Source organism: Pantoea sp. QMID4, assembly GCF_030270445.1.
Classification (GTDB): Bacteria; Pseudomonadota; Gammaproteobacteria; order Enterobacterales; family Enterobacteriaceae; genus Pantoea; species Pantoea vagans.
The window spans coordinates 49,562-72,561 of record NZ_BSXL01000004.1; the positions used below are offsets into that span (position 1 = coordinate 49,562).

General features: G+C 52.4%; 15 protein-coding genes and 1 pseudogene. 8 read left to right on the forward strand and 8 right to left on the reverse strand.

Annotation, left to right across the window (positions count from 1 at the left end):
• Nucleotides 1-154: 154 nt before the first annotated feature.
• Complete coding sequence (locus tag QSK07_RS10005; protein WP_285720800.1) at nucleotides 155-1,969, reverse strand: glycoside hydrolase family 15 protein; 1,815 nt, start codon at nucleotides 1,967-1,969, stop codon at nucleotides 155-157.
• A gap of 202 nt (nucleotides 1,970-2,171) precedes the next feature.
• Nucleotides 2,172-2,753 carry a DedA family protein gene (locus QSK07_RS10010; protein WP_285720799.1) on the reverse strand — a complete coding sequence of 194 codons (582 nt, stop codon included), beginning with the start codon at nucleotides 2,751-2,753 and terminating at the stop codon, nucleotides 2,172-2,174.
• A 204-nt stretch (nucleotides 2,754-2,957) separates the two neighbouring features.
• Here QSK07_RS10010 and QSK07_RS10015 point away from each other — a divergent pair, with 204 nt between their 5' ends.
• From QSK07_RS10015 to QSK07_RS10025, 3 genes are all read left to right on the forward strand, one after another.
• Complete coding sequence (locus QSK07_RS10015; RefSeq protein WP_098051148.1) at nucleotides 2,958-3,545, forward strand: Yip1 family protein; 588 nt, start codon at nucleotides 2,958-2,960, stop codon at nucleotides 3,543-3,545.
• A gap of 179 nt (nucleotides 3,546-3,724) precedes the next feature.
• On the forward strand, nucleotides 3,725-4,672 hold the full coding sequence (gene pbpG / locus QSK07_RS10020) for a D-alanyl-D-alanine endopeptidase (protein WP_285720798.1): 948 nt from the start codon (nucleotides 3,725-3,727) through the stop codon (nucleotides 4,670-4,672).
• Nucleotides 4,673-4,899: 227 nt separating this feature from the next.
• On the forward strand, nucleotides 4,900-7,341 hold the full coding sequence (locus QSK07_RS10025) for a DUF3772 domain-containing protein (protein WP_285720797.1): 2,442 nt from the start codon (nucleotides 4,900-4,902) through the stop codon (nucleotides 7,339-7,341).
• Nucleotides 7,342-7,421: 80 nt separating this feature from the next.
• On the opposite strand, the gene QSK07_RS22940 is transcribed toward QSK07_RS10025, so the two are convergent.
• Both QSK07_RS22940 and dld read right to left on the reverse strand, forming a co-directional pair.
• Nucleotides 7,422-7,745: a chitobiase/beta-hexosaminidase C-terminal domain-containing protein gene (locus tag QSK07_RS22940; protein WP_502921708.1), complete on the reverse strand. Its 324-nt coding sequence runs from the start codon at nucleotides 7,743-7,745 to the stop codon at nucleotides 7,422-7,424.
• Between the two features lie 553 nt (nucleotides 7,746-8,298).
• Entirely contained in the window at nucleotides 8,299-10,002 is a 1,704-nt protein-coding gene (gene dld, locus QSK07_RS10035) for a D-lactate dehydrogenase (protein WP_285720796.1), read from the reverse strand.
• A 155-nt stretch (nucleotides 10,003-10,157) separates the two neighbouring features.
• Here dld and bglX point away from each other — a divergent pair, with 155 nt between their 5' ends.
• The 3 genes and pseudogenes from bglX to QSK07_RS10050 all read left to right on the forward strand — a co-directional run bounded on the left by bglX (nucleotide 10,158) and on the right by QSK07_RS10050 (nucleotide 14,663).
• Nucleotides 10,158-12,455, forward strand: coding sequence for a beta-glucosidase BglX (gene bglX / locus QSK07_RS10040; RefSeq protein WP_285720795.1), 2,298 nt, complete (start codon nucleotides 10,158-10,160; stop codon nucleotides 12,453-12,455).
• Nucleotides 12,456-12,551: 96 nt separating this feature from the next.
• The gene (locus tag QSK07_RS10045; protein ID WP_285720794.1) at nucleotides 12,552-13,424 is read left to right on the forward strand and encodes an oxygenase MpaB family protein; all 873 of its coding nucleotides are present in this window, start codon (nucleotides 12,552-12,554) and stop codon (nucleotides 13,422-13,424) included.
• A 79-nt stretch (nucleotides 13,425-13,503) separates the two neighbouring features.
• Nucleotides 13,504-14,663, forward strand: a pseudogene (locus QSK07_RS10050) (IS30 family transposase).
• A gap of 93 nt (nucleotides 14,664-14,756) precedes the next feature.
• On the opposite strand, the gene QSK07_RS10055 reads toward QSK07_RS10050, so the two are convergent.
• The gene (locus QSK07_RS10055; protein ID WP_285720793.1) at nucleotides 14,757-15,185 is read right to left on the reverse strand and encodes a TroA family protein; all 429 of its coding nucleotides are present in this window, start codon (nucleotides 15,183-15,185) and stop codon (nucleotides 14,757-14,759) included.
• A gap of 322 nt (nucleotides 15,186-15,507) precedes the next feature.
• Nucleotides 15,508-17,631, reverse strand: coding sequence for a TonB-dependent siderophore receptor (locus QSK07_RS10060; protein WP_285720792.1), 2,124 nt, complete (start codon nucleotides 17,629-17,631; stop codon nucleotides 15,508-15,510).
• Between the two features lie 1,060 nt (nucleotides 17,632-18,691).
• On the opposite strand from QSK07_RS10060, the gene QSK07_RS10065 reads away from it, so the two are divergent.
• Together QSK07_RS10065 and QSK07_RS10070 are read left to right on the forward strand one after the other, a co-directional pair.
• Nucleotides 18,692-19,618 (forward strand): substrate-binding domain-containing protein, encoded by a 927-nt coding sequence (locus QSK07_RS10065; RefSeq protein ID WP_285720791.1) that lies wholly within the window; start codon nucleotides 18,692-18,694, stop codon nucleotides 19,616-19,618.
• A 92-nt stretch (nucleotides 19,619-19,710) separates the two neighbouring features.
• Entirely contained in the window at nucleotides 19,711-20,559 is an 849-nt protein-coding gene (locus tag QSK07_RS10070; RefSeq protein ID WP_275219843.1) for a helix-turn-helix domain-containing protein, read from the forward strand.
• Between the two features lie 53 nt (nucleotides 20,560-20,612).
• On the opposite strand, the gene QSK07_RS10075 is transcribed toward QSK07_RS10070, so the two are convergent.
• Both QSK07_RS10075 and iolG read right to left on the reverse strand, forming a co-directional pair.
• Nucleotides 20,613-21,572 (reverse strand): sugar phosphate isomerase/epimerase family protein, encoded by a 960-nt coding sequence (locus QSK07_RS10075; protein WP_285720790.1) that lies wholly within the window; start codon nucleotides 21,570-21,572, stop codon nucleotides 20,613-20,615.
• A 10-nt stretch (nucleotides 21,573-21,582) separates the two neighbouring features.
• Nucleotides 21,583-22,578, reverse strand: coding sequence for an inositol 2-dehydrogenase (iolG, locus tag QSK07_RS10080; RefSeq protein ID WP_285720789.1), 996 nt, complete (start codon nucleotides 22,576-22,578; stop codon nucleotides 21,583-21,585).
• Nucleotides 22,579-23,000 lie beyond the last annotated feature (422 nt).

Below are 23,000 nucleotides of genomic sequence, written 5' to 3' on the forward strand. Positions count from 1 at the left end.
AATGTGACCTGCTGCGCATTATATGTTCATTAATCTGACGTTGTGAATCGGGAATTTAACCTGCCTGCAATACTTTACGTAAATTCATCGCGGATGTTAGCGCATTTCCGGAAAGCAGGGCGTGTAAAATGCGGCTTTCCGGAGGGAGTCCTGATTAAGGTTGCCACTGCGTCTGTTCACCGCTGAGTTTGCGATTCAGGAAAAAGGCGGCACTGATTAACGCCAGATGCGTCAGCGCCTGCGGCGTATTGCCCAGCGCATGACCGTGGCTGTCAAACTCCTCGGCGTACAGGCCCAGCGGATTGGCGTAACTCAGCAGCTTCTCAAATTCAAAATGCGCTTCCTGGATCCGGTCCGCGCGCGCCAGACACTCGACATACCAGAATGAGCAGGCACCAAAGGAGCCTTCCGATCCCTTGAGGCCATCGGCCGGTGTTTCATGGGTATTATAACGCCGCACCATACCGTCGCTGACCAGATTGGTTTTGATCGCATCCAGCGTGGCAATCCAGTCCGGGTCGGTGGCACCGACGAAGCGCACCAGCGGCATCAGCAGCATGGAAGCGTCGAGATGTTCGCCATGACGGGTGGCAGAGAAATGGCCGCGTTCACTGTTCCAGAAGTTTGCCCAGATATCTTCGCGGATCTCACGACGCGCGCGATCCCAGCGTTCGTAAGGCATCGGCAGGGATCGCTTCATGCCCAGTCGCAATGCGCGATCCAGCGCCACCCAGCACATCAGACGCGAATGAAGGAAATGCTCGGGCTCGCCGCGCATCTCCCAGATACCGGCATCGGGCTGATCCCAGTTCTCACACAGCCAGTCGATCATTTTGACCACATGCTCCCAGCCGCGCTGAGAGATCGCCTCACCATATTTATTGGCCAGATAGACCGCATCCATCAGCTCGCCATAGATATCGAGCTGGGTCTGCTGCCAGGCGTCATTGCCGATGCGAACCGGGCGGGAGTCGGCATAGCCGGAGAGATTGAGTAACTCCATCTCATGCAGCTCGGTGCCGCTGTCCAGCCGGTACATCACCTGCAGGCGCATCTCATCGTGATGGCTGTTTTCAACACATCGCCCGACCCAATGGGTAAAGTGTTTAGCTTCATCAACGTAGCCCAGCCGCATCAGTGCATACATGCTGAACGAGGCGTCGCGGATCCAGGAGGCGCGGTAGTCCCAGTTGCGTTCGCCGCCCAGCTCTTCAGGCAGGCCAAAAGTTGCTGCCGCCGCAATCGAGCCGTGCTGATGTGAAGTCAGCAGCTTCAGGACCAGCGCCGAGCGCTGCACCATCTCGCGCCAGCGTCCCTGATAGGTGCTCCGGGCACTCCAGCGTCGCCAGTAGTTCAGCGTCTCTTCAAAGCAGTGTTCGGTGGACAGCGCTTCGATATGTGCATCATCCACGCTGCCAAATTCGAACTGCGCATGTTCGCCAGGCTGTAACGTGAAGTGGGCGGTGGCGCTGTCATCTTCCAGCGTCATGACAACGGAGGCTGCCAGGCGCAGCGACGGCTGACCTTCGGCATGAAAGTCGATGCAGCCGTTGTGCGCTTCTGCCCGGGTTTGTGCCCGGGCGTAGTCATGACGCGGTGAACAGCGCAGCTGAAAGGTTGCGCTGCCGCGAACCATCCTGACCCGGCGGATCAGGCGCGGCAGTTTGTTCTTATCATCACAAATCGGCATGTAGTCGGTAATTTCCGCTACGCCTTCATCATCCAGCCAGCGGGTCTGCAGGATGTTGGTGTCAGGCAGGTAAAGCTGCTGACGCCGCGCATTGGGCCAGTCAGGTGCAAGGGAGAAAAGGCCGGCATCATCGCTGTCGAGCAGGGCGGCAAACACCGACGGACTGTCGAGTTCAGGCCAGCAGAGATAATCAATGGTGCCGTCATTAGCGACCAGCGCACAGGTGCGCAAATCACCGATGACGCCGTGGTCTTCAATCTTACGTTTTAACTTACTCATTCTTCTCCCCCTGTCAGTGTCCATCCTAACTATAGCTGAGCCATCCGATGCGGCTTCGTTTGGGCACAGATGGTTAACGCGCGGTTGAATAGGGAAGGAGAGGAGAAGGTGGACGGGTGAGACTCACATCATCGTCAGCAGGTCGCCAGACTCTGTTCAGCGTCTGGCGACCGGTGTGTCATCTGGCGAATACGCCGTTCATTTATTGCTGATCGGCCCGGCGGTTGTGCCAGCGACGGATCACCCAGCGCAGCACAAAGGCGAAGACGATCGCCCCGACCAGCCACAGCAGATGTTTCAGATGTTGGTCGAGTTTATGCAGCCACGGCGCGATGATGCCGCCTGCGAAATAGCCCAGCGTCACGAAGATCAGCGACCAGATAGCCGCCCCGATAACGTTAAGAATAAAAAACTTCATCGGGTTAAGGCGGCTGGCACCGATGATGATGGGTCCAATCAGCCGGAAGCCATACATAAAGCGCACGCCAATCACGAACAGGCTGGGACGGCGTTTGATCAGGCGGTTTGCCTTCACCACTTTGTCCTGATGCTTTTTAAAGCGGCGCAGGATCCGCGTGCCCCAGCGGCGACCGACCCAGTAGAGCAGCTGATCGCCAACAATGCCGCCACCCATTGCCGCCAGCACGACCCCCACATAATGCAGCAGCCCCTCATGCGCGGCGACGCCGCCCAGCAGCGTAAATGTCTCCCCCTCGGCAATACAGCCAATAAAAAGTGCCAGATAACCGTATTGCGTAATTAATGCGTTGATATCCAGATGCAAAATGACTCTCCCTGTTCGGTGATGATTTCTTTCAGTCTATACGCGATTTGGCTTCGCTTCCGCCCGGCCACCACGGGTTCGTTTATTTATGCTGTTTTTTATCCGGTCACCACGAAAATTTCACTGCCGTTTATACTTGAGGAGACGCTGCCCCTAAAGACGCATGCATCACCGGGCGGCCCATCGCATCAGAGGAGTGACTGTATGAACCATGTCTGGGGACTTCTGGCGCATCCGAACCAGGAAATGCGTCATATCAAGCAAGAAAATGAGAGTGTCTCGCACCACTACACCCACCATGTTCTGCTGATGGCGGCGATCCCGGTGATCTGCGCCTTTATCGGTACAACTCAGCTGGGCTGGAATCTGGGCGAGGGGCGATATGTGCAACTTAACCTGGCAACCGGCATCGGGCTGGGCATTCTGTTCTACCTGATTATTCTGGGCGGTGTCGCAGTTATGGGGCGCGTGATCCACTGGATGGCACGTGATTATCCGCAGCGTCCCGGCGTCCAGCGCTGCACCGTGTTTGCGGGATACGTGGCGACGCCACTGTTTCTCAGCGGACTGGTGGCACTTTATCCGCTGGTCTGGCTCTGCGTACTGGCAGGTGCGCTGGCGCTGCTCTACACCGGCTATCTGCTCTATATTGGCATTCCTCTGTTTCTGAATATCGACCGCGAAGAAAGCCTGCGTTTTTCCGGCTCAACGCTTGCCATCGGCGTGCTGGTTTTTGAAGTGTTACTGGCATTGACCGTGGTGCTGTGGGGATATGGACCGCATCTGTTCTGACTGACCGCTGCCGCCGCTCTGGCGGCAGTTCTCTTTTTACGCCCGGAAACAATCTCACCAGGAAATTTCTTAACCTTAAGCGTATGATGCTGCTGCCAGCCCGTGCGCCGACGTGACTGAAGCGGGCGGCCTGTGTCGGTCTGATACAGTACATAATCATAACCGGGTTTTTTTCTACGATGCCTGCAAAAATTCGCTCCACCCTGCTTTCGCTGGCGCTGCTCGTTTCCGGGCAGATTGTTTCACTTCCGGCGCAGGCGACGACTTCATTGTCGCAACTTGCGCCTATTGCTCAGCCGCAGATCGCTTCTGGCAGTGCGATTATTGTTGACCTCACCACCAATAAAGTGCTCTTCTCCAGTCACCCTGATCGGGTCAGGCCCATTGCGTCCATCACCAAGCTGATGACCGCGATGGTGGTGCTGGATGCGCATCTGCCGATGAATGAGATGATTAACGTCGATATCAGCCAGACGCCGGAAATGCGTGGCGTTTTCTCACGCGTTAAGCTCAACAGCCAGATCAGCCGCCGCAATATGATGTTACTGGCGCTGATGTCTTCAGAAAACCGTGCCGCCGCCAGCCTGGCTCACGCCTATCCGGGCGGTTATCACGCCTTTATCCAGGCAATGAATGCCAAAGCGCGGTCACTCGGCATGAAACAGACGCGCTATGTGGAGCCAACCGGCCTCTCAACGCAGAACGTCTCCAGCGCGCAGGACCTGGTGAAGTTACTCAAAGCGACGCGGGAATATCCGATGCTTGGCGCGCTCAGCACCACAAAAGAAGAGACGGCCGTGTTTGCCCATCCGAGCTACGCGCTGCCGTTCCGCAATACCAACCATCTGGTCTATAAAAATGACTGGCATATTCAGCTGACCAAAACCGGTTATACCGACGAGGCGGGCCACTGCCTGGTGATGCGCACGATGATTAACAATCGTCCGGTAGCGCTGGTGGTGCTGGATGCCTTTGGCAAATATACCCACTTCGCCGACGCTAACCGTCTGCGCAGCTGGATTGAGACCGGCAAAGCCGCGCCAGTGCCTGCCGCTGCGCTGGCATATAAAAAGCAGAAGTCGGGCCAGGTTGCCAGCAATGGTGCCGGCAGTGCCGACGTTGAGTAGAGAATAACCGGTGTCGCGTACGGCGCGCACCAGCGTTACCTGCAGGCTGAGCAGGTAGCCGGGAAGAAACAGGCAGAGGCGTAAAGCGATGTTCATGCCGCTGCCTGTCCCGAATCAGCCCGAAAAATGCCCGTTATTCCTATATTGCCATCCCTTGCAAAGCCCTAAACTTACGCGCGACTGGCGAGGGAAGATCGCCTGATTTAAGCTGCCGGAATCTTACACATATGTTTATACGATCCCTTTTTGCATTGTTAATGCTGGCGCTGGCAGGGTTTGCCCCGGCGCTGGCGCTGGCCGCGGATGATACGGCCGGTGCTACTCAGGAACAGGATGCTCCGCCGAAGCTGAATGCCGCGGTTGAACTGCCGAAAATGCAGAAGATCCTCGACAAAATTAAAAGTCAGGTTTCTGTCGATGCTGGCGAAAACAAGCTGACGCAGCTGAATGAAATGGCGCTGGAGCTTTCCGGCAATGCCGATACGCTGGGCCAGGCGCTGGTTCCCGATCGTCAGCAACTGGAAGCCCAGTTGCAGGTGCTGGGTCCGGCCCCGAAAGCGGACAGCGGCGTCAAAGAGACGCCGGAAGTGACGCGCAAGCGTAACACGCTGGAGAGTCAGAAAAGCAAACTCGACGACCAGATTAAGCAGGCTGAAGGCATTAAAAATGGCGCACTGATGCTTTCCTCGCAGATTGTTAACCTGCGTCGCGATCGGCTGAAAAGCCAGCTGGCGCTGAACTCCGGCAGCATCCTCGGGGCGCGCTTCTGGTCACCGTTGCTCAGCTCACAGGATCTGGATGGCGAGAAAATTGGTGAGTTCCTGCAGGAGTTGCAGGACACAGCTGCGCTCTCCTGGGAGCCGGGCTGGCGCGTGGGCAGTGTCTTCTGGCTGCTGGCAGCGCTGCTGGTGATGACGGTGGGCCGTCGTTACAGTGAAGAGTTTCTGGCCTGGGTCAGCATTAATAAACTGCCGGAAGGGAAGCTGCGTCGCAGTTTCCTGGCGGCAGCGATAGCGCTCACCACGCTGGTGGCAGTTGTCCTTACCTTTAACTTTATCGCCCTGGCTTTCACCCGCCGTGATGAGGTCTCTGAAAACGTTCAGGACTTTGTCGATCGTCTGGTACAGCTCAGCGTCTTTTGTGGCCTGATTGCCGGACTGGGACGTGCATTCCTTTCTACCCGTCGTCCCAGCTGGCGGTTACCGACCATCTCTAATGAAGTGGCGATGGCGTTAAAGCCGTTTCCGCCCATTACCGCGGTGCTGGTCTTTATCTTCCAGACGGTTGAGGCGTTCAACTACAGCGTCGGCACCAGCCTGAATACCACCATTTTTGCCAACGGGCTGACGGCGCTGCTGATTGGCTGCACTGCGCTGGCGATTAGCATGCGCACCAACCGCGTGCGTCGTCGCATGAGCCAGACGGGTACGCCGCCGGAAGCCCGCTCGACACTGGTCGGGCTAATCCAGATGGGCCTGACGCTGACCGCAATTGCCATCCTGGTGTCGCTGCTGATCGGTTACGTTACGCTGGCGCGCTTCCTGAGTTATGAGGTGATCTGGTGCGGCCTGCTGTTTGGCTCGTTCTACTTCCTCAGTCACCTGCTGAAAGATGGCTGTGAGAGTCTCTTCTCGACCAGTAACGCTACGGGTCGTCGCATTCAGAGTTCGCTTAACATTAATGAGCGTCACCTGCAGCAGACGGCTACGCTGCTGACGGCCATCGGTAAAACCTTCCTGGTGCTGGTTGTTGCACTGGCGCTGGTCAACGGCACCTTTGCCTCCTCAACACCGATTGAGCTGCTGCAAAAAGTGATTGAGTTCTGGGGCGGTAAAGGGCTGGAATCCCTGAATATCGTACCGGCTCACATGGTGAATGCGATAATCTGCCTGATTGTCGGAATCTATGTGCTGCGCTCAGTGCGCCGCTGGCTCGACACCGATTTCCTGCCAAAAACCACCATGGATGTGGGGATGCGCGTGTCGCTGGTGACGCTGTTCAGTAACATCGGTTACGTGCTGATTATCCTGCTGACCCTGTCGATCATGGGTCTGCAATGGAACAAACTGGCGTGGATCGTCAGTGCGCTGTCGGTTGGTATCGGTTTTGGCTTACAGGAGATCGTGAAGAACTTTATCTCGGGGCTGATACTGTTAACCGAGCGTCCGGTTAAAGTCGGCGATCTGGTGAGCATCAGCGGGATTGAAGGGGATATCCGTCGTATTAATGTGCGCGCCACCGAGATCCAGCTGGGCGACAAGTCCACGGTGATTGTGCCTAATTCGCAGTTTATCTCGCAGAACGTGCGCAATGCGACCATGGGCAATGCGCAGGGGGTAGTGACGATTACGCTGACTTTCCCGCTCGATATCGATCCGGTGAAGGTGCGCGATATTCTGCTGGATGTTTACAATGAGAACGAACGTATTCTGGAAACGCCGGAGCCGTCTGTTTCGTTTAAAGATCTGACTCAGCAGGGCATTATTCTGAGCGTCACGGGTAACGTAGCGGGTCAGCGCCAGATCTCGGGGGCGAAGAGCGATCTGCTGTTCGATATTCTGACGCGTCTGCGTAAAGAGGGCATTCTGCTCTCCACACCGCAAACGATGATTATCGAGCGCCGTCAGATGCCGGGTATGGAGCCGGTACCAGAAGAGAAGCTGGTTTAGGTGTGAAAGGGGCTGACGTCTGTCGGCCTTTTTTATGTTCACAACGCTGGTTTCCCTGCCTGTTCTCTCACTCTCGCTTACTACAACGTTTCGACGCGGCTGGTGCGCTGCCCGTCGCGGCTCACGGATCGGATTGCCACGGCATCACTGACCTGCGGTGGTCTGTTAGCATCGTATCGCTGCCAGTTCGCCCCCTTGTCCAGACTGTACTCCAGCGTTACCCCAGGCAAGGCGACATTATATTTAAACTTTAGCGCGGCTTTATAAACCGACGCACCGCCGCTGTCGCCAGTCCACTTTTCGTCCCGGCGGGTGCGTGCCTTACTGAAGTCAATTTCGTTAGGGGCAGCGGGACCACTGCTGGCAAGTTCGGCAGCGCCAAAAACGGCGAGGTCCAGACGCACCCACACCCCGGCATAGCCTGACTGGACGTCGGGATTATTGTTGAGCGAGGCATGATGTAAATTAGCCCGATACTGTCCCTGATATTCACTGGCGGGATCGATGTCTCTGCGATCCCGCTGGCGTTGCCATTAAAAACATTGCCTTTAGCGATGCGTCGTCAATACATCCGGCCGCATGAGTGGGTGATGAAATTATTGCTGACAGGGCTATTACCACAGTGGCTATTTCTGTTAACGCTAACGCGAAATTATTTTTCCGCAAGATCATTCCTCCCTTTATGAAATAAAGGCAATTTCACGGTTTTTAGTTTTAGTGGCAACAATCTATTTTTCGCGACGCGAATTATCAATTGGCTGCGGGATGTTTTGTGAGGTGTTGTGCAGAAACCGATGACGGTAAATAAAGCAGGTGCAATCCGGGAAGGAGAATTAATTTTTTGATGAAGATGTTAGTCATCAGCAGGGAGAATACGGCAGGAAGTTGACAGGAGTGAGTGGATGGCTGCGTCGTATCAAGGTCAGCCTGCTCAGACAGGCTGACCACTAACCGCGATTACACCTGCTTCACCGCCCAGCCTTTTTGCTTGCTGGTTTTGCCAATGCCAGGGTTGAAGCTGTTGGTCGGATCGAGCTGGCGATAGAACGCCGCCAGCTGCGGTCTTGCCTGATAGAGATGACCGACGTTATGTTCAGCGGGATATTCCGCGCCGCGCGCCTGCAGGATCGCCAGCATGTGCGCTTTCAGTGCATGCACATCAACCCCTTTCCTGACGATGTAATCCTGATGGAAAACATGACAGAAGAAATGACCATAGTAGAGGCGGTGGCTTAATGATGCGCGGATCGAATCGGGCAGGGTTTCGAACCAGTCCGCATCGTTGCGACGCAGGGCGATGTCCAGCGCCAGAATATCCTCGACCTCATCCGCATGTACCGCATGGTAGCGCACGGCCGCACCCGCTGCCGCAAAGCGATGCAGAAACGCGTGCGCACCTTCTTTGCCTTCACATTCGAAGAACTCGCCACCGCCTTCACGGAAGTAATCGCGCAGATAGTTACGCGCTTCTGCCACGCCGTCGCCCGACATCTTCAGCATCAGATGATGTTCATATTTGTCGCGATATTGCTTCGTACGTTTGGGCAGATGGGCCGGGAACAGTTTGCTCAGGCGCTGCAACAGCCGGTCGCTGAAATGCGGCTTAACGAAGGCGAGCTTGCTCAGCCAGGCATCAACCCGACCCTTCAGCGTGAAAAACAGCGGCATCTTATCGGTGCCCAGCTTGTCGATCATCAGGAAGGTGTCTTTGCCGTAGACTTCCGCAATGTCATAAATGTCGCGGTGCATATATTCGCCCGCCACCGGCAGATGGGTGAAATGCGCAAGGATGTGACGGCGGATATCGTTGAGCACACCGGGTTCGTTAGTCCCGATGTAAAACACCTGCTGCTGCGGTTCGCTGGGGAACGTATCGAGTCGCACCGCGAAAACCGCCAGCTTCCCGGCACAGCCGGACGCTTCAAACAGGCGACGCGCATCGGCGTTATAACGGGCGGGTGTATCCGCATCGACTTCACGGACCCGGTCGGCATATTCATGATCGGAGGCGTGACGGCCATCGTGCTGCACGTCGCCGGGCTGCCAGCGGTCGTCATCCAGCCGTCCCAGAATCTCTTCCGGCGAGGTCCCCAGATCGATACCCAGATGGTTCACCAGCTTCAGTCTTCCCTGTGCATCAATCTGCGCATACAGGGCCATCTCGCTGTATGCCGGACCGCGCTTAATCAGCGATCCACCGGAGTTATTACAGATGCCACCCAGCACCGAAGCCCCAATGCATGAGGAGCCAATCACCGAGTGGGGTTCACGTCCCAGCGGCTTCAGCGCTTTTTCCAGCTGATAGAGTGTGCTGCCGGGGAACGCCAGCACCTGCTGGCCTTCGTCGATCAGCTGAAGCTTATCCAGTCGCAGGGTACTGACAATCACCAGCGGACGGTCGTAATCATTGCCGTGCGGCGTTGATCCTTCGGTCAGACCGGTATTCGCCGCCTGCATCAGGATGATGACATCCGCCTTCACCAGCGTCTGCAGTACCCGCCAGAGCTCCAGCAGCGTACCGGGAAACGCCACGGCGAGCGCCTCACCTTCGCCGGAGCGAAAGCCTTTGCGATAGCGGGCAGTCTGTTCAGGTTCTGTCAGCAGATGGGCAGGGCCGACCAGGCGGCGCAGGTCAGAAAGCAGGGCAGAGGTTTGTATCATGAGCAATTCCCTTGTCTTATCAGTGCGTCCTAACTGTAGCACGTCAACTGACCTCAACGCAGTGTGACAGCGGCAGCTACCTGCTATTCTCATCTTGTGGCACACTGCCGCCTGTTTATTCGATATTGCGCAGTTACTTAAGAGAACCCAACCTGATGAAATGGATTTACTCTGTTAGTCTCGCTGTTTCCCTCGCGATGCAACCCGCACTGGCTGAGACAGTGCCAGGTAACCACCCGATGACCGAACAGGCGCGTGATGCCTTCGTTAACCAGCTGCTTAAAAAAATGACGCTGGACGAGAAGATTGGTCAGCTGCGTTTAATCAGCGTCGGACCTGATAATCCGAAAGAAGCCATTCGCGACATGATTCAGAAGAGTCAGGTTGGTGCGATTTTTAACACGGTAACGCGTCAGGATATCCGCGCGATGCAGGATCAGGCGATGCAGCTCAGCCGCCTTAAGATCCCCCTGTTTTTCGCCTTCGACGTGATTCACGGTCAGCGCACTATTTTCCCGATTCCTCTGGCTCTGGCGGCCAGCTGGGATCTGGATGCGGTGAAAGAGGTGGGACGCGTCTCCGCCTATGAAGCGGCCGACGACGGTCTGAATATGACCTGGGCGCCAATGGTGGATGTCAGCCGTGAACCGCGCTGGGGTCGTGGTTCTGAGGGCTTCGGTGAAGATACCTGGCTCACCAGCGAAATGGGTCGCAGCATGGTGCAGGCGATGCAGGGCAAAAGTGCCGCCGATCGCTACAGTGTGATGACCAGTGTGAAACATTTCGCGCTCTATGGTGCCGTTGAGGGTGGACGCGATTACAACACAGTGGACATGAGCCCGCAGCGCATGTTCCAGGACTATCTGCCACCGTACAAAGCCTCACTGGATGCAGGCAGCGGCGGCGTGATGGTGGCGCTGAACTCCATCAATGGCGTTCCCGCCACGGCAGACAGCTGGCTGCTGAAAGATCTGCTGCGCGATAAGTGGAAATTCAAAGGCATCACTATCAGCGATCACGGTGCGATTAAAGAACTGATCAAACATGGCGTCGCCAGTGATCCGCAGGAAGCGGTACGCATCGCCCTGAAGTCGGGCGTTGATATGAGCATGAGCGACGAATATTACAGTAAGTATCTGCCGGACCTGGTGAAGAGCGGCGATGTCACGATGGCCGAAATTGATGATGCGGCGCGCCATGTGCTCAACGTCAAATATGACATGGGCCTGTTTAACGATCCCTACAGCCATTTAGGTCCGAAAGAAGGCGACCCGCAGGACACCAATGCGGAAAGCCGTCTGCATCGCGCTGAAGCACGCGATGTGGCGCGTAAAAGCATCGTACTGCTGAAAAACCGACTGGAAACCCTGCCGCTGAAAAAATCGGGCACTATTGCACTGATTGGTCCGCTGGCAGACAGTCAGCGCGACATCATGGGCAGCTGGTCCGCCGCAGGCGTGGCGAAGCAATCCGTTTCGCTGCTGCAGGGCATGCGCAATGCCACCGAAGGCAAAGCGACGCTGCTTTATGAGAAGGGCGCTAACGTCAGCGACAACAAAGGGATTCAGGACTTCCTGAACCTCTATGAGCAGGCGGTTTCCGTGGATACGCGTTCAGCTGAGCAGATGATCGATGACGCGGTTGCCAAAGCGAAGCAGGCCGATGTGGTGATTGCTGCCGTGGGCGAAGCGCAGGGGATGGCGCACGAAGCCTCCAGCCGCAGCGACCTGGTGATCCCGCCGAGCCAGCAGAAGCTGTTAGCGGCACTGAAAGCCACTGGTAAGCCGCTGGTGATTGTCCTGATGAACGGGCGCCCGCTGTCGATAGTAAATGAAGATCGCATGGCTGATGCCGTGCTGGAGACCTGGTTCAGCGGCACTGAAGGTGGTAATGCTATCGCCGATGTGCTGTTCGGCGACTACAACCCGTCGGGCAAACTGCCGGTCTCCTTCCCGCGTTCAGTGGGTCAGATTCCGATCTACTACAACCATCTGCCAACCGGTCGTCCTTACAACTTTGCGAAGCCGAACAAGTATACCTCGCACTACTATGATGCGGTTAACGGCCCGCTCTATCCGTTTGGTTACGGCCTGAGCTACACCAGCTTCACCGTGTCGCCGGTAAAAATGTCCTCACCGACCATGCCGCGCGACGGCAGCGTTGAGGCCAGCGTGACGGTAACCAACAGCGGTAAGCGCGAGGGTGCGACGGTGGTGCAGATGTACCTCAACGATCCGGTCGCGTCTGTCAGCCGTCCGGTGCAGGAGCTGCGTGGCTTTAAGCGCATCATGCTGAAAGCGGGCGAGTCGCAAACCGTGACTTTTAAGATCGATGTCGATGCGCTGAAGTTCTGGAACCAGCAGATGCAGCATGTTGCAGAGCCCGGCAAATTCAACGTGATGATTGGACTCGATTCCGTCCGTACTGAGAATGCGCAGTTCAGCTACCAATAACCGTCAGCCTTTTCCCTGAACGCAGGGGAAGGTGATGCGGCGCGTCGTGAGCGTCCTGCTACCGCGCGCCGCATCATATCTATTATCAGAGCCGCCATGATTAATCTGCGTGACCGCATTCAGCAGCAGGTCTTCCGCCTTAACGGCCTGTCGATGAATGAATTTGACCTCTCTCAACCGCCTGGCGATCCCGGCCTGTTTGGCCCGGACAGCGTGATCTGGCGCGTCCACGGAGACTTCACCTCCATGATGTGCGGCGGGATCGGTGCGCTGCTGTTGCAGATGCTGCATCCGGCGGCGCTGGCGGGCGTCTGGGATCACTCCAATTTCCGTGAAGATATGATGGGCCGCCTGCGGCGCACCAGTCAGTTTATCGCCGTCACCACCTACGGGAATTCACAGGATGCGCAGACGCTGCTCGACCGGGTGAAACGCATTCACCTGAAAGTCAGCGGCGCCGACAGCGCGGGCAAACCTTATGCCGCCAGCGATCCGCATCTGCTCACCTGGGTGCATGTAGCGGAGACCAGCCGTTTTCTGGCGGCTCATCTGCGCTACAAAAATCCTCAGCTTACCCGGGCGGAACAGGATCAGTACTATCAGGAAGCGGCGCTGATTGCCGAAGCGCTGGGTGCAGAGAATGTGCCAAAAAGCGTTGTCGATGTGGCGGATTACCTGCAACAGATGCGTCCGGAGCTGCGCTTTGACGAACGCACTGCCGAAGTGACGCGATTGCTGATTAATGCCCCTGCACCCAGCTGGCAGGCGAAACCGGTGATGAAGGTGATGCTGAAGTCGGGATTCGGGCTAATGCCCTCATGGGCGCAGGCGATGTCTGGTACGGAAATTGGCCGATTTCAGCAGGCGATGATTGACCAGAAGATTAATGCCATTGCGGTGGGGTTGCGCTGGTCGATTCAGCGCGGGGCGTGGTATCGGGCGATGGTGAGGATGGGTAGGTTCGGGTAAAGGGGCTATGAATGTCCGCTTTGTGCTGTGAGTTCAATGGCTCGATGCAACGCTATCCTTAATCAAGGGGGACGTTGCCATGAAACGAAGAACCCGGATTAGCTACACGCCAGAGCAGAAGGCGATTATCCGGGACAGATATAAGCAAGGTGATTCCCTGCATGATATCGCCAGAATGTTCGACAGATATTATTCTTCTATTATGCCCACTATCCACCAGACTGGTGGCTACCGCCCCCTGTCCGAAAGCGGCATCCTTTAGCGCTTTCACTTGATGAAAGAGAGGAAATATCCAGAGCGCTGGTAGCAAAAATCAGCATCAGGGACATTGCTGCCAACTTATCGAGAGCCCCCTCAACGACTAGCCGCGAGGTCAGGAGGCACGGAGGTGCCAGGCAATACCGTGCAGCAAAAGCCGACACTGCTGCGTGGGGAAATGCGCTGAGACCAAAACCCTGCAAACTAATTGAAAGCCCCGCATTGTGTAAAATCATCGCAGAGAAAATGCATCAGGACTGGTCGCCGGAACAAATCGCCGGTTGGCTGAAACGCTGTTATCCGGATAATCAGGAAATGCATGTGTCACACGAAACGATATATAAAACGCTTTTTATACAAACCCGGGGTGCATTAAAAAAAGAACTGCAGCAATGCCTCAGAAGCGGAAGAGCGATTCGTAGGTCCAGAACATGATCGCTTAAAGGGAAAGGGTCAGGGAAAATCCCGAATGCGATACCTGTCAGCGAAAGGCCACCGGAAGCCGCAGACAGAGCCATACCGGGTCACTGGGAAGGTGACCTGATCCAGGGCTCGAAAAACTCCTATATCGTCACCCTCGCAGAACGTCATTCCCGTTTTGTTATGCTGGCCAAAATCAGGGACAACAAGGCCATAACGGTTAAATCTGCACTCATCAGACAAGCCCGGGAATTACCTGCTGAGCTTTATAAAACATTAACATGGGACCGGGGCGCTGAAATGACCAGCCACACCCGGTTTACTGTAGCCACAGATATCCAGGTTTACTTCTGCGATCCTCAATCCCCCTGGCAACGCGGCTCCAATGAAAATACAAACAGATTGCTCAGGCAGTATTTTCCAAAAGGAACTGACTTATCGGTTCACAGCCAGCAAAGACCAGACAGTGTTGCCAGGCAGCTCAACGAGAGGCTAAGAAAAACGCTGGACTATGAATCACCCGCAGAGCGTTTTAACCAATGTGTTGCATCTATCAGTTGAACTCACAGCCAGAAGCGGACGTTACTTGCATCATGGTATGTTGGTTTACGGGGAGCGGGTCAAGGTTCCGACATTACTAACTAAGCCTTGTATCTAATCCTGAGGCAGGTCAAAGGCAATGAAACGTTCAGCTTTGTCCTCATCGCCGAGCGCCGTACCTGGTCTACGCAAACTGGAAACGGTATTGGCGAGGGGATTCACACGAAAATCGAGAAACAACACCGGAATATTCACCGCTTGTAACTGCTGCATAAATTGAGAATCATTGGGTGGGGTACGGGCATAGACTGGCAGGATCATCAATTCAGGCCGCAGAGCGATAATCTTTTCAACATTACGTTGCGAGAAGTTGGAGTTGCCAATCTGAGGAATTTTGCCAATGTCGGGAAAAGCTTTGACGTAACGATCCCATGTTTGTCTATCGGTATTACGCAGATCTGCAGGCCAGCCAACTATTCTTTTAGCCGGGTTACCGTCTTCCACAAACGCAAGGGTATAAATCATCCGTTTTTCACCAATCACTATCCGCTGCGGGCTGTCGGAATATTGACCAGTCGATGCAGACTATCAGTGAGGGTTTTGCTCTGAGATGCCAGTGGCTATAGCAAAAGCAATGTCATTATCGCTCGCTTCATCTTGTTACTCATATTGAGCCCCGCCATAAAATGCATAGCACGGAAAAATAGATGTTAACTATCGACTCTTCATTTCAGGGAGTTCTGTTAATTAACATCATCAAGCACTGACAATTGGATCTCTTTGACATAATACTCCCCTGGCAGATGATTTTCTGGCCAGGGTTTTGATAAAATTTCTTATGTTTTCAGAGATGAAGAGCCAGGCTTCAGAACTCTACACTTGCACTGAGCACCAAATTACGCGTTTGCCCCTCGGCAACGCGCAAATTACCGCCACTAGATGGGTAGTAATGTTTGTTAAATAAATTATTAATGTTTAACTGCAAGTGCGTTTTTTTACCAATCAGTTTATTATCCCATCCAATAAAACTGTCTGCGACGGTATACGCTGGAAGTGTGAAACTATTATCAGGATCCCCCGCGCGCGCGCCGACATATCTGACGCCTCCGCCAATACGGAAATCACCTGGTACAGCGTTAAAATTGATGTTATGACTTAAATATACCGCACCAGAATTTCTTGGGGCATTTTGAAGACGATTGCCATTGTTATCAGAGTTATTATTATCCTCAACAATCTCTGCCTGATTATAGCTATAATTGACGTTCAAATCCCAGTCAGGATAAATCTCCCCATTTAATTCCAATTCCAATCCGTTAGAACGGACTTTATCAACAGCATACGTTGCACCATTTATGAATAAAGCAAGATTGTTTGCATCAATACGATAAAGAGCCGCTGTAGCTAAGAGGTTTGGCGCCATCTGCCATTTACTTCCAATTTCATAAGTTGTGCCTTGCTGAGGAGCACCAACATTGCCATTGTCGTCAGGATTCGTCGATGGAGTAAATGACTTACTCATGGTTGCGTAAAATGACACGTCAGGTGTAAGTTTGTAAACAACGCCAGTTTGCGGCAAAAACTTATTACCTTCATTGCTATAGTCCAAAGTGGAAGAACTGCCACTTGACTCTCGCTGTTCATAATGCTGATAACGAGAACCTATTACCGCAATCCAATTCTGCGTCAGTTCAATATTATCTTTAAAATATAAAGAACGATTATGAATACGGTTTAACAGATTACTTTCAGAGGTTTTAACCGTACTGCTGTCGGTTACAGTTTCAATTCCATAGACTGGATTGCTTAAGGTGAAATCGGTGTTTTTAGTACCATTATAACCGTTAGCACGGTAGGTTTGATTCATTTCATAATCAGTGCCAAAAACCAAATTATGAGTCATTCCTAAGATTTCTGGGTTACCAACAACATCCCAGGAAACATATTTTGTTTTATGGTTAAAACCTCGAAAAGCATCTGGGCGGCGAGTTACTACGCCTGTTTTTGTATTGACAGCTGTCACTGTGACAATGTTACTATTATACTTTCTCTGGTTCATACCTAAGGTAACACGAGTAGACCAAATATCGTTGAACTGATAATCCCAGTGGGTGCTGAATGTCTGATTACGTCCCCATGCATGATTTGAATAATCATCCAGACGGGTTTTATAATCAATATTAATAGGTTTGCCATCTATAAAGGCCGTGCCACGGTCGTAGGGAATATCATATTCATAACTTTCGTAATTTATATTGAAGCTGGCTTTATCACCGTACCACTGTAAAGATGGTGCGACCAGGTTATGCTTATCATTACCATAACCACGCCAATAATTCTGTTCTTGTTTCTCAGCAATCAGGCGGAAAGCAAAACCATTACCCAGCGGTCCTGTGATATCAATATTTCCTGCACCGCCACCCGTACTGTTGTAATGTCCTCCAATAATAGTGTGCCATTCGTATTGTGGTTTTTTACTGACCACATTGATCATCCCGCCAGGGTTTAAAATACCATACAATAAGGAAGATGATCCCTTTAATACTTCAACGTGATCCGTAGTGGCATCAAAATTCAGTCCCTGACTACTGCGAATTCCATCGCGAAATACTGAACCATCCGAATTATTACCAAAACCACGACGAGTAATACTGTCTTCGGTGCCTCCTAAGGTATTGGATTGAGCAGTACCACTAACAAATCTCATAGCATCGAACAAACTACTTGCCTGGTAATCATCAAGTTGTTTTTTTGTCACTACACTAACTGATTGTGCTTCATTGAGTTTGGTGGTGGGGGTTTTGCTGGCGACTGAAGTGGAGGCGCTGGAATATCCGCTGTCTGTTGGCTCAGCTGCACTGACGATGAGGGTATTATTTTCGTCTGTGGCATAACTGGATGCTGAAGATATTAATGCACCACTGTAAACTACCAACCAAAGCTTACAAAAATGGCGTTTATGGCTGTAAGATTTTGTATATTTTTTCATTTCCCTGTCTTTCCAAAAATTACACAAGTTGTGCTAATGTGGGGTGAGTTTATGCATTCCCAATCTACTTACAGCTGTTAAGAAAAGATGCGTATTTCGTAGTGCTCAAATCTAACCGAAGATGAGAATTAATCTCTTATGCGAGTGATAATCATTCAAACATGAATGAAATGAATGTAGTAGTAAACTTATAAATTCACTACATTCGGGGACGGGTAGTTCTGAGGATAATTCTACAGCAGTGCCGTGCTACGTCAGGAATGCTTGAACGAGAATTGATTCATGTCGCTGGGGGCTGTCGGGGCAAAATTGGAGCCTGGCTGACACACGATAACCAGTACCGTTTCCATTCTGGGGGGGGCTGATGGACGCCACCCGAATTGGCTGAAAAGTTTGCCGGTTATCATACCTCGTAACCAGCCTGCAGCCAGTTATTCGTAATTATACCTGATGATATTCGGGATCAGGGTCACCGGAGTTTGTGACAAATGCGAACTTCTGCTTTTCGCTCTAAGCAAACGTTTATCTGACTCCATCCGCTTTATGCCATTACCTGTCCTACGGTCTCCTGTCCGTTCTGCGCCCGATCAGAATGAGTCTGTTTCTCGTGAGACCAGGTGTCAGCCTGACGGTAAACAGCATGCTGACGAATGCCGGCTGGGTAACGCAAACGAATTACGGAGCGGGAGTCCCCGTACAAAATATTGAAATCATCGTCATGAGAAACCCTCCGGCAAAAAAACCAGCATGCACTCACAGGGGATACAACCGATTGCTGCACATTGTCAGAAGGCCAAATGGTTTTGTGATAAATAAGTCTGTTTATTTTTGTGACTGCAATCACTTAATAGCAATTTTTGATAGCTTAGCTGAATTACGGATTTAACGATTATTTAATTTTCAGTTGGTTAAGTTGTAGTTATAAGCAATTTAGATCCTTGTTACTTTCAGGTTATTTGCAAAAATGAAGGTGCAGCACGTGATACATGTGAGTGAAATTTCATCCTGCACATGCTGTTTTTAATATAAAAAAAAGATACCTCAACCTACAGGTGACAATATGAAGATCAGCAAACCCGTCGTTGCAGTATTAACAGCAGCAGCAATATTTTCAGCACAAGCCAGAGAGATGAAAGTCGGCGTGGCACTGGCCAATTTTGACCTGAATTTTATCTCTATTTTAAAAGGTCAGATGGAAACAGAACTCCGGAACGAGCAGTTGAAAGGCCAGTTTGTGGATGCCAAAGGTGACGTTGCCCTTCAGGTTCAGCAGGTGGATGATTTTATCAATCAGGGCGTGGACGCCATTATTCTCAATCCGGTGGATACGCAGGGAGTGTTACCAATGATGACTGCGGCAAAAAATGCCGGGATCCCGCTGATTTTTGTCAACCGCAAACCGGAAGTCAAACTGCCAGAGAATGTCGCTTATGTCGGTTCAGACTCGGCGCTCGGAGGCACGCTGGAGATGGAAGCCCTGGCCAAACGAATGAACTATAAAGGCAATATCGCCATTCTGATGGGCGCGCTTTCCAATGAAGAGGCGCGTGAGCGGACCCGTGCAACCGAACAGGTCATTGCGAAATATAAAGATATGAAGGTGGTCGAGAAGCAATCGGCGAAGTGGCAACGCAATGAGGCGGTGGACGTTGTCTCCAGCTGGTTGCTGAATGGCACTCCTGTAGACGGCATCGCGGCAAATAATGATGAAATGGCCATCGGTGCAGTAATGGCGCTCAGTCAGGCCAAAAACAAAAAGGTTATGGTGGCGGGCATTGATGGCACGCCTGACGGGGTGAAGTTTGTGCAAAATGGCGGCATGGCGCTGACCATTTTTCAGGATGCGCGTGGACAGGCAACCGGCTCCGTGAAGGTAGCGCGCGCCTTGCTCGATAAACAAAAAGTTGATGCCTATACCTGGGTGCCTTACAAAACCATCACTCCTGATAACGTGCAGGATTTTGTGAGTGCCGAACAGAAAAAATAAGATCTTCAGCCCGCCCCGCGGCGGGTTAATGCTTTACATTAATGTTAAATTATCCCTCTGAGGTTTTTATGCTCCATCAATGCCAGGACAATGTGGCCATCTATCCAGGGTACGTGAAAAACGCCTGTCCAAAGTTGCTGTTTGTCTGCCGCACCGAAGGAGAGGAGTCTGCCATACCGCGCGTCATGCACAAGCACGATGACCGTCTTGAGGTAATGTTTATTGCGCGCGGTACGGGGCAATATTTGATTGGGGGACGTCAGTATCATGCTCAGGAGGGGGATATTCTGGTGTTTAACCAGGGAGTTATTCATGATGAACGCCCACACCTGAGCGCAGATTCTTTGATATACAGCTGCGGGATCAATGGCCTGCATATTGAGGGTTTGGATGAGAATCATCTGACTGGCCGTGACAGAAGCGCTGTGATGGCCAGCGGTGAACACCAGTCCACACTGCAGGGTCTGTTTGATGCCCTGTGTGCACAGATATTCAGTAAAGCGGCTCATCACGGCGTCGTAACTCATCATCTGGTGAACGTTATTATTATCCTGTGTCGCAACATTTCGCTGGCGCGTCAGGATGAGCTTACCAAAACCGAATCTTCACTGGGCCTGTCGATTAAAGAATTTATTGATGCGCACTACAAAGAGCCCATAAAGCTGGACTCCATGACACAGGAACTTGGCATAACACGGTTCTACCTGATACACGTATTTAAACGGTTTTCTGGATATTCGCCAAAGCAGTACATTATCCGCTGTCGCGTTGGCGAAGCACAATCACTGTTGCTGAACACCGATATGGATGTCACTTCTGTTGCGGGTAAGGTGGGCTATGAGAGTGTCAATAACTTCCACCGTGTCTTCAAAAATGTGGTAGGTATTCCCCCCACACAGTATAAAAATCGCTGGCTGGAAGGTATCCGGACATCGACCTGACACGGGTGAACTGCTTTACAGAAACCCTGGCCACTGAGGCCAGGGTGAGAGCATCATATTGCAGGCAGTACGTAATCTGACTTTTCGAAGGTCGCCGTGCGCTTAAGCATATTTACTGACTTAATGACGCCTTCCATGCGTGACAGGTTCATGTCTTCGTGTTCAATACTCAGTGTCAGGTCCGGGCTGGCGAAATGTGCCAGCGTGTAGCAAAAGGCATTCCACCAGGACTCTGTCTGACCATACCCCAGCGTAACATATGACCAGCTTCGTTCACGGCTCTGCGTCATTGGACGATTATCCAGTGCCGTGGCGGTAGTGCGGTTCACCGTGTCGATGAAAGTGTCTTTAGCATGCACATGGTAAATCATGCTGCCCGCCTGCCGGATAAAAGCAAGAGGGTCACCGCCCATCCACATGATGTGGCTTGGGTCAAAGTTGAGGCCTACCACCTCACCAGTGATTTCACGTAACTGCATAAAGGTAGGCAGGTTATAGGCCAGCTGCTGGCCATGTAATTCAATACAGATACGTACCCCTTTCTCACGTGCAGCCTGAGCAGTCTTCGTCCAGTAAGCCTGTGCCACTTCCCACTGATGTTCCAGGATCACCTGGGTTTCCGGAGGCCACGAGGTCACAATCCAGTTGGGGAAGCTGTCGCCCGGTGCGCCCGGCAGGCCGGACATGGTGATCACGTTTTCTACTTCAAACAGGTTCGCCAGCTCCATCGTCTTGTAAAGGCAGTCGGAGTGGACTTTGCCCGTCGGGCCCGGATGCAGTGGATTTCCGTTGGCATTCAGCGCTGACAAAGTGAGCCCATTATCGCGCAGTTTGCTTTTAAACTCAGCGCGTGCGCCGGGGTTTGACAGCAGTTTGTCGAGGTCAAGATGCGGTGCGGTAGACCAGTTCCCGGTCGCGAATTCAATACAATTCAGTTCTAAATCTGATGCGGTTCTCAGCACCTCATCAACCGGCAGATGAGCAAGACTGTCAGAGACTAATCCAATTTTCATCATGTGCTCCTTACAGGCTGACTGAGACGGTCTGACGGGTTTTGAACGACTCTACCGCGGCTTCAGCCAGCAGCAATGCTTTCAGGCCGTCGTCAGCGTTTGTCGGTACGGGACGGTTGTCTTTCAGCGCCGCCACAAAGGCTTTCCACTGCTCACTGAAGGCTTCCTGATAGCGTTCAAGGAAGAAGTGCAGCGGCTTTTGTGCCTGTGCACCAAACTCTTCGGTAATTTTAACCAGCGTAGTAGTCGGGACATTGTGCACCGAGAGGCAACCTTTCTGACCATGCGCCTCAATGCGCTGGTCATAGCCATAGCCGGAACGACGGCTGTTGTTGATGACGGCGATTTTTCCTGAAGCGGTTTGCAACGTGATCACGGCAGTATCAACGTCGCCGGCTTCTTTAACGGTCGGACTGACCAGCGCCGCCGCAGTGACGGAGACCGAGACCGGCTCCTCTCCCAGCTGGAAGCGCGCCATATCAAAGTCGTGGATGGTCATGTCACGGAACATGCCTCCTGACACAAGCAGATAGTCATCCGGTAAAGGAGAGGGGTCACGCGAGGAGATTTGCAGATGTTCCAGTTCTCCGATCTCGCCAGCACGCAGCGCGCGGTTCAGATGGGCATGATTAGGGTCAAAGCGACGGTTGAAGCCGATCATAAAGGGCACGCCCAGCTTCTTGATTTCCTCGACACAGGACTTCACGCGCTCAATGTTCAAATCGATGGGCTTCTCGCAAAAAATGGCTTTGCCTGCACGCGCGGCCTGCAGAGAGAAGCCTGCATGGGTGTCTGTAGACGTTGCTACCAACACCACATCCACTTCAGGATCGGCGATAGCCTCATCTGTGGTTAATACGCGTGCCGCATACTTTTCAGCCAGCGTTTTAGCCGCATCTGGATAAATGTCAGAAACGGAGTAAAGAATCGTGTCTGGATGATCGTGAATATGACGTGCGTGCACGTGAGCAATGCGACCGGCACCAAGTAACGCAACTTTTAACATTTTTAACCTCAACGAGTTTGAATAAGTGCAGACAGCGCTATTCACGGCATCCCTGAATAGTGTGGTAAGTCATTTTTAAAACTGCCTACTGCTTTCACGACTGAAGTGAAAATATATAGATAGCAATCGCGTTTCAATAATCATCATTGTGAAATTTTTATTTTGCGGAGTGCATAACACTTTTTGACCATCAAAAGTTGCTCATTAATAAATTACTGATAAATATATTATTTTTTTATTTATAAGCAAAAATATCATACGACAACCCTGAATAAAAGAAGGCTTTATGTGTTTATTTCGCCTCACAAACAGCCGTGCAATGATATTTTCTTCTGACGTATTATTTCGTGAATAAATTTATTTTCTAATAAAATACATGAAGTTAACAACCAGTATCGCGAATAAATTTGTTATCATCATGA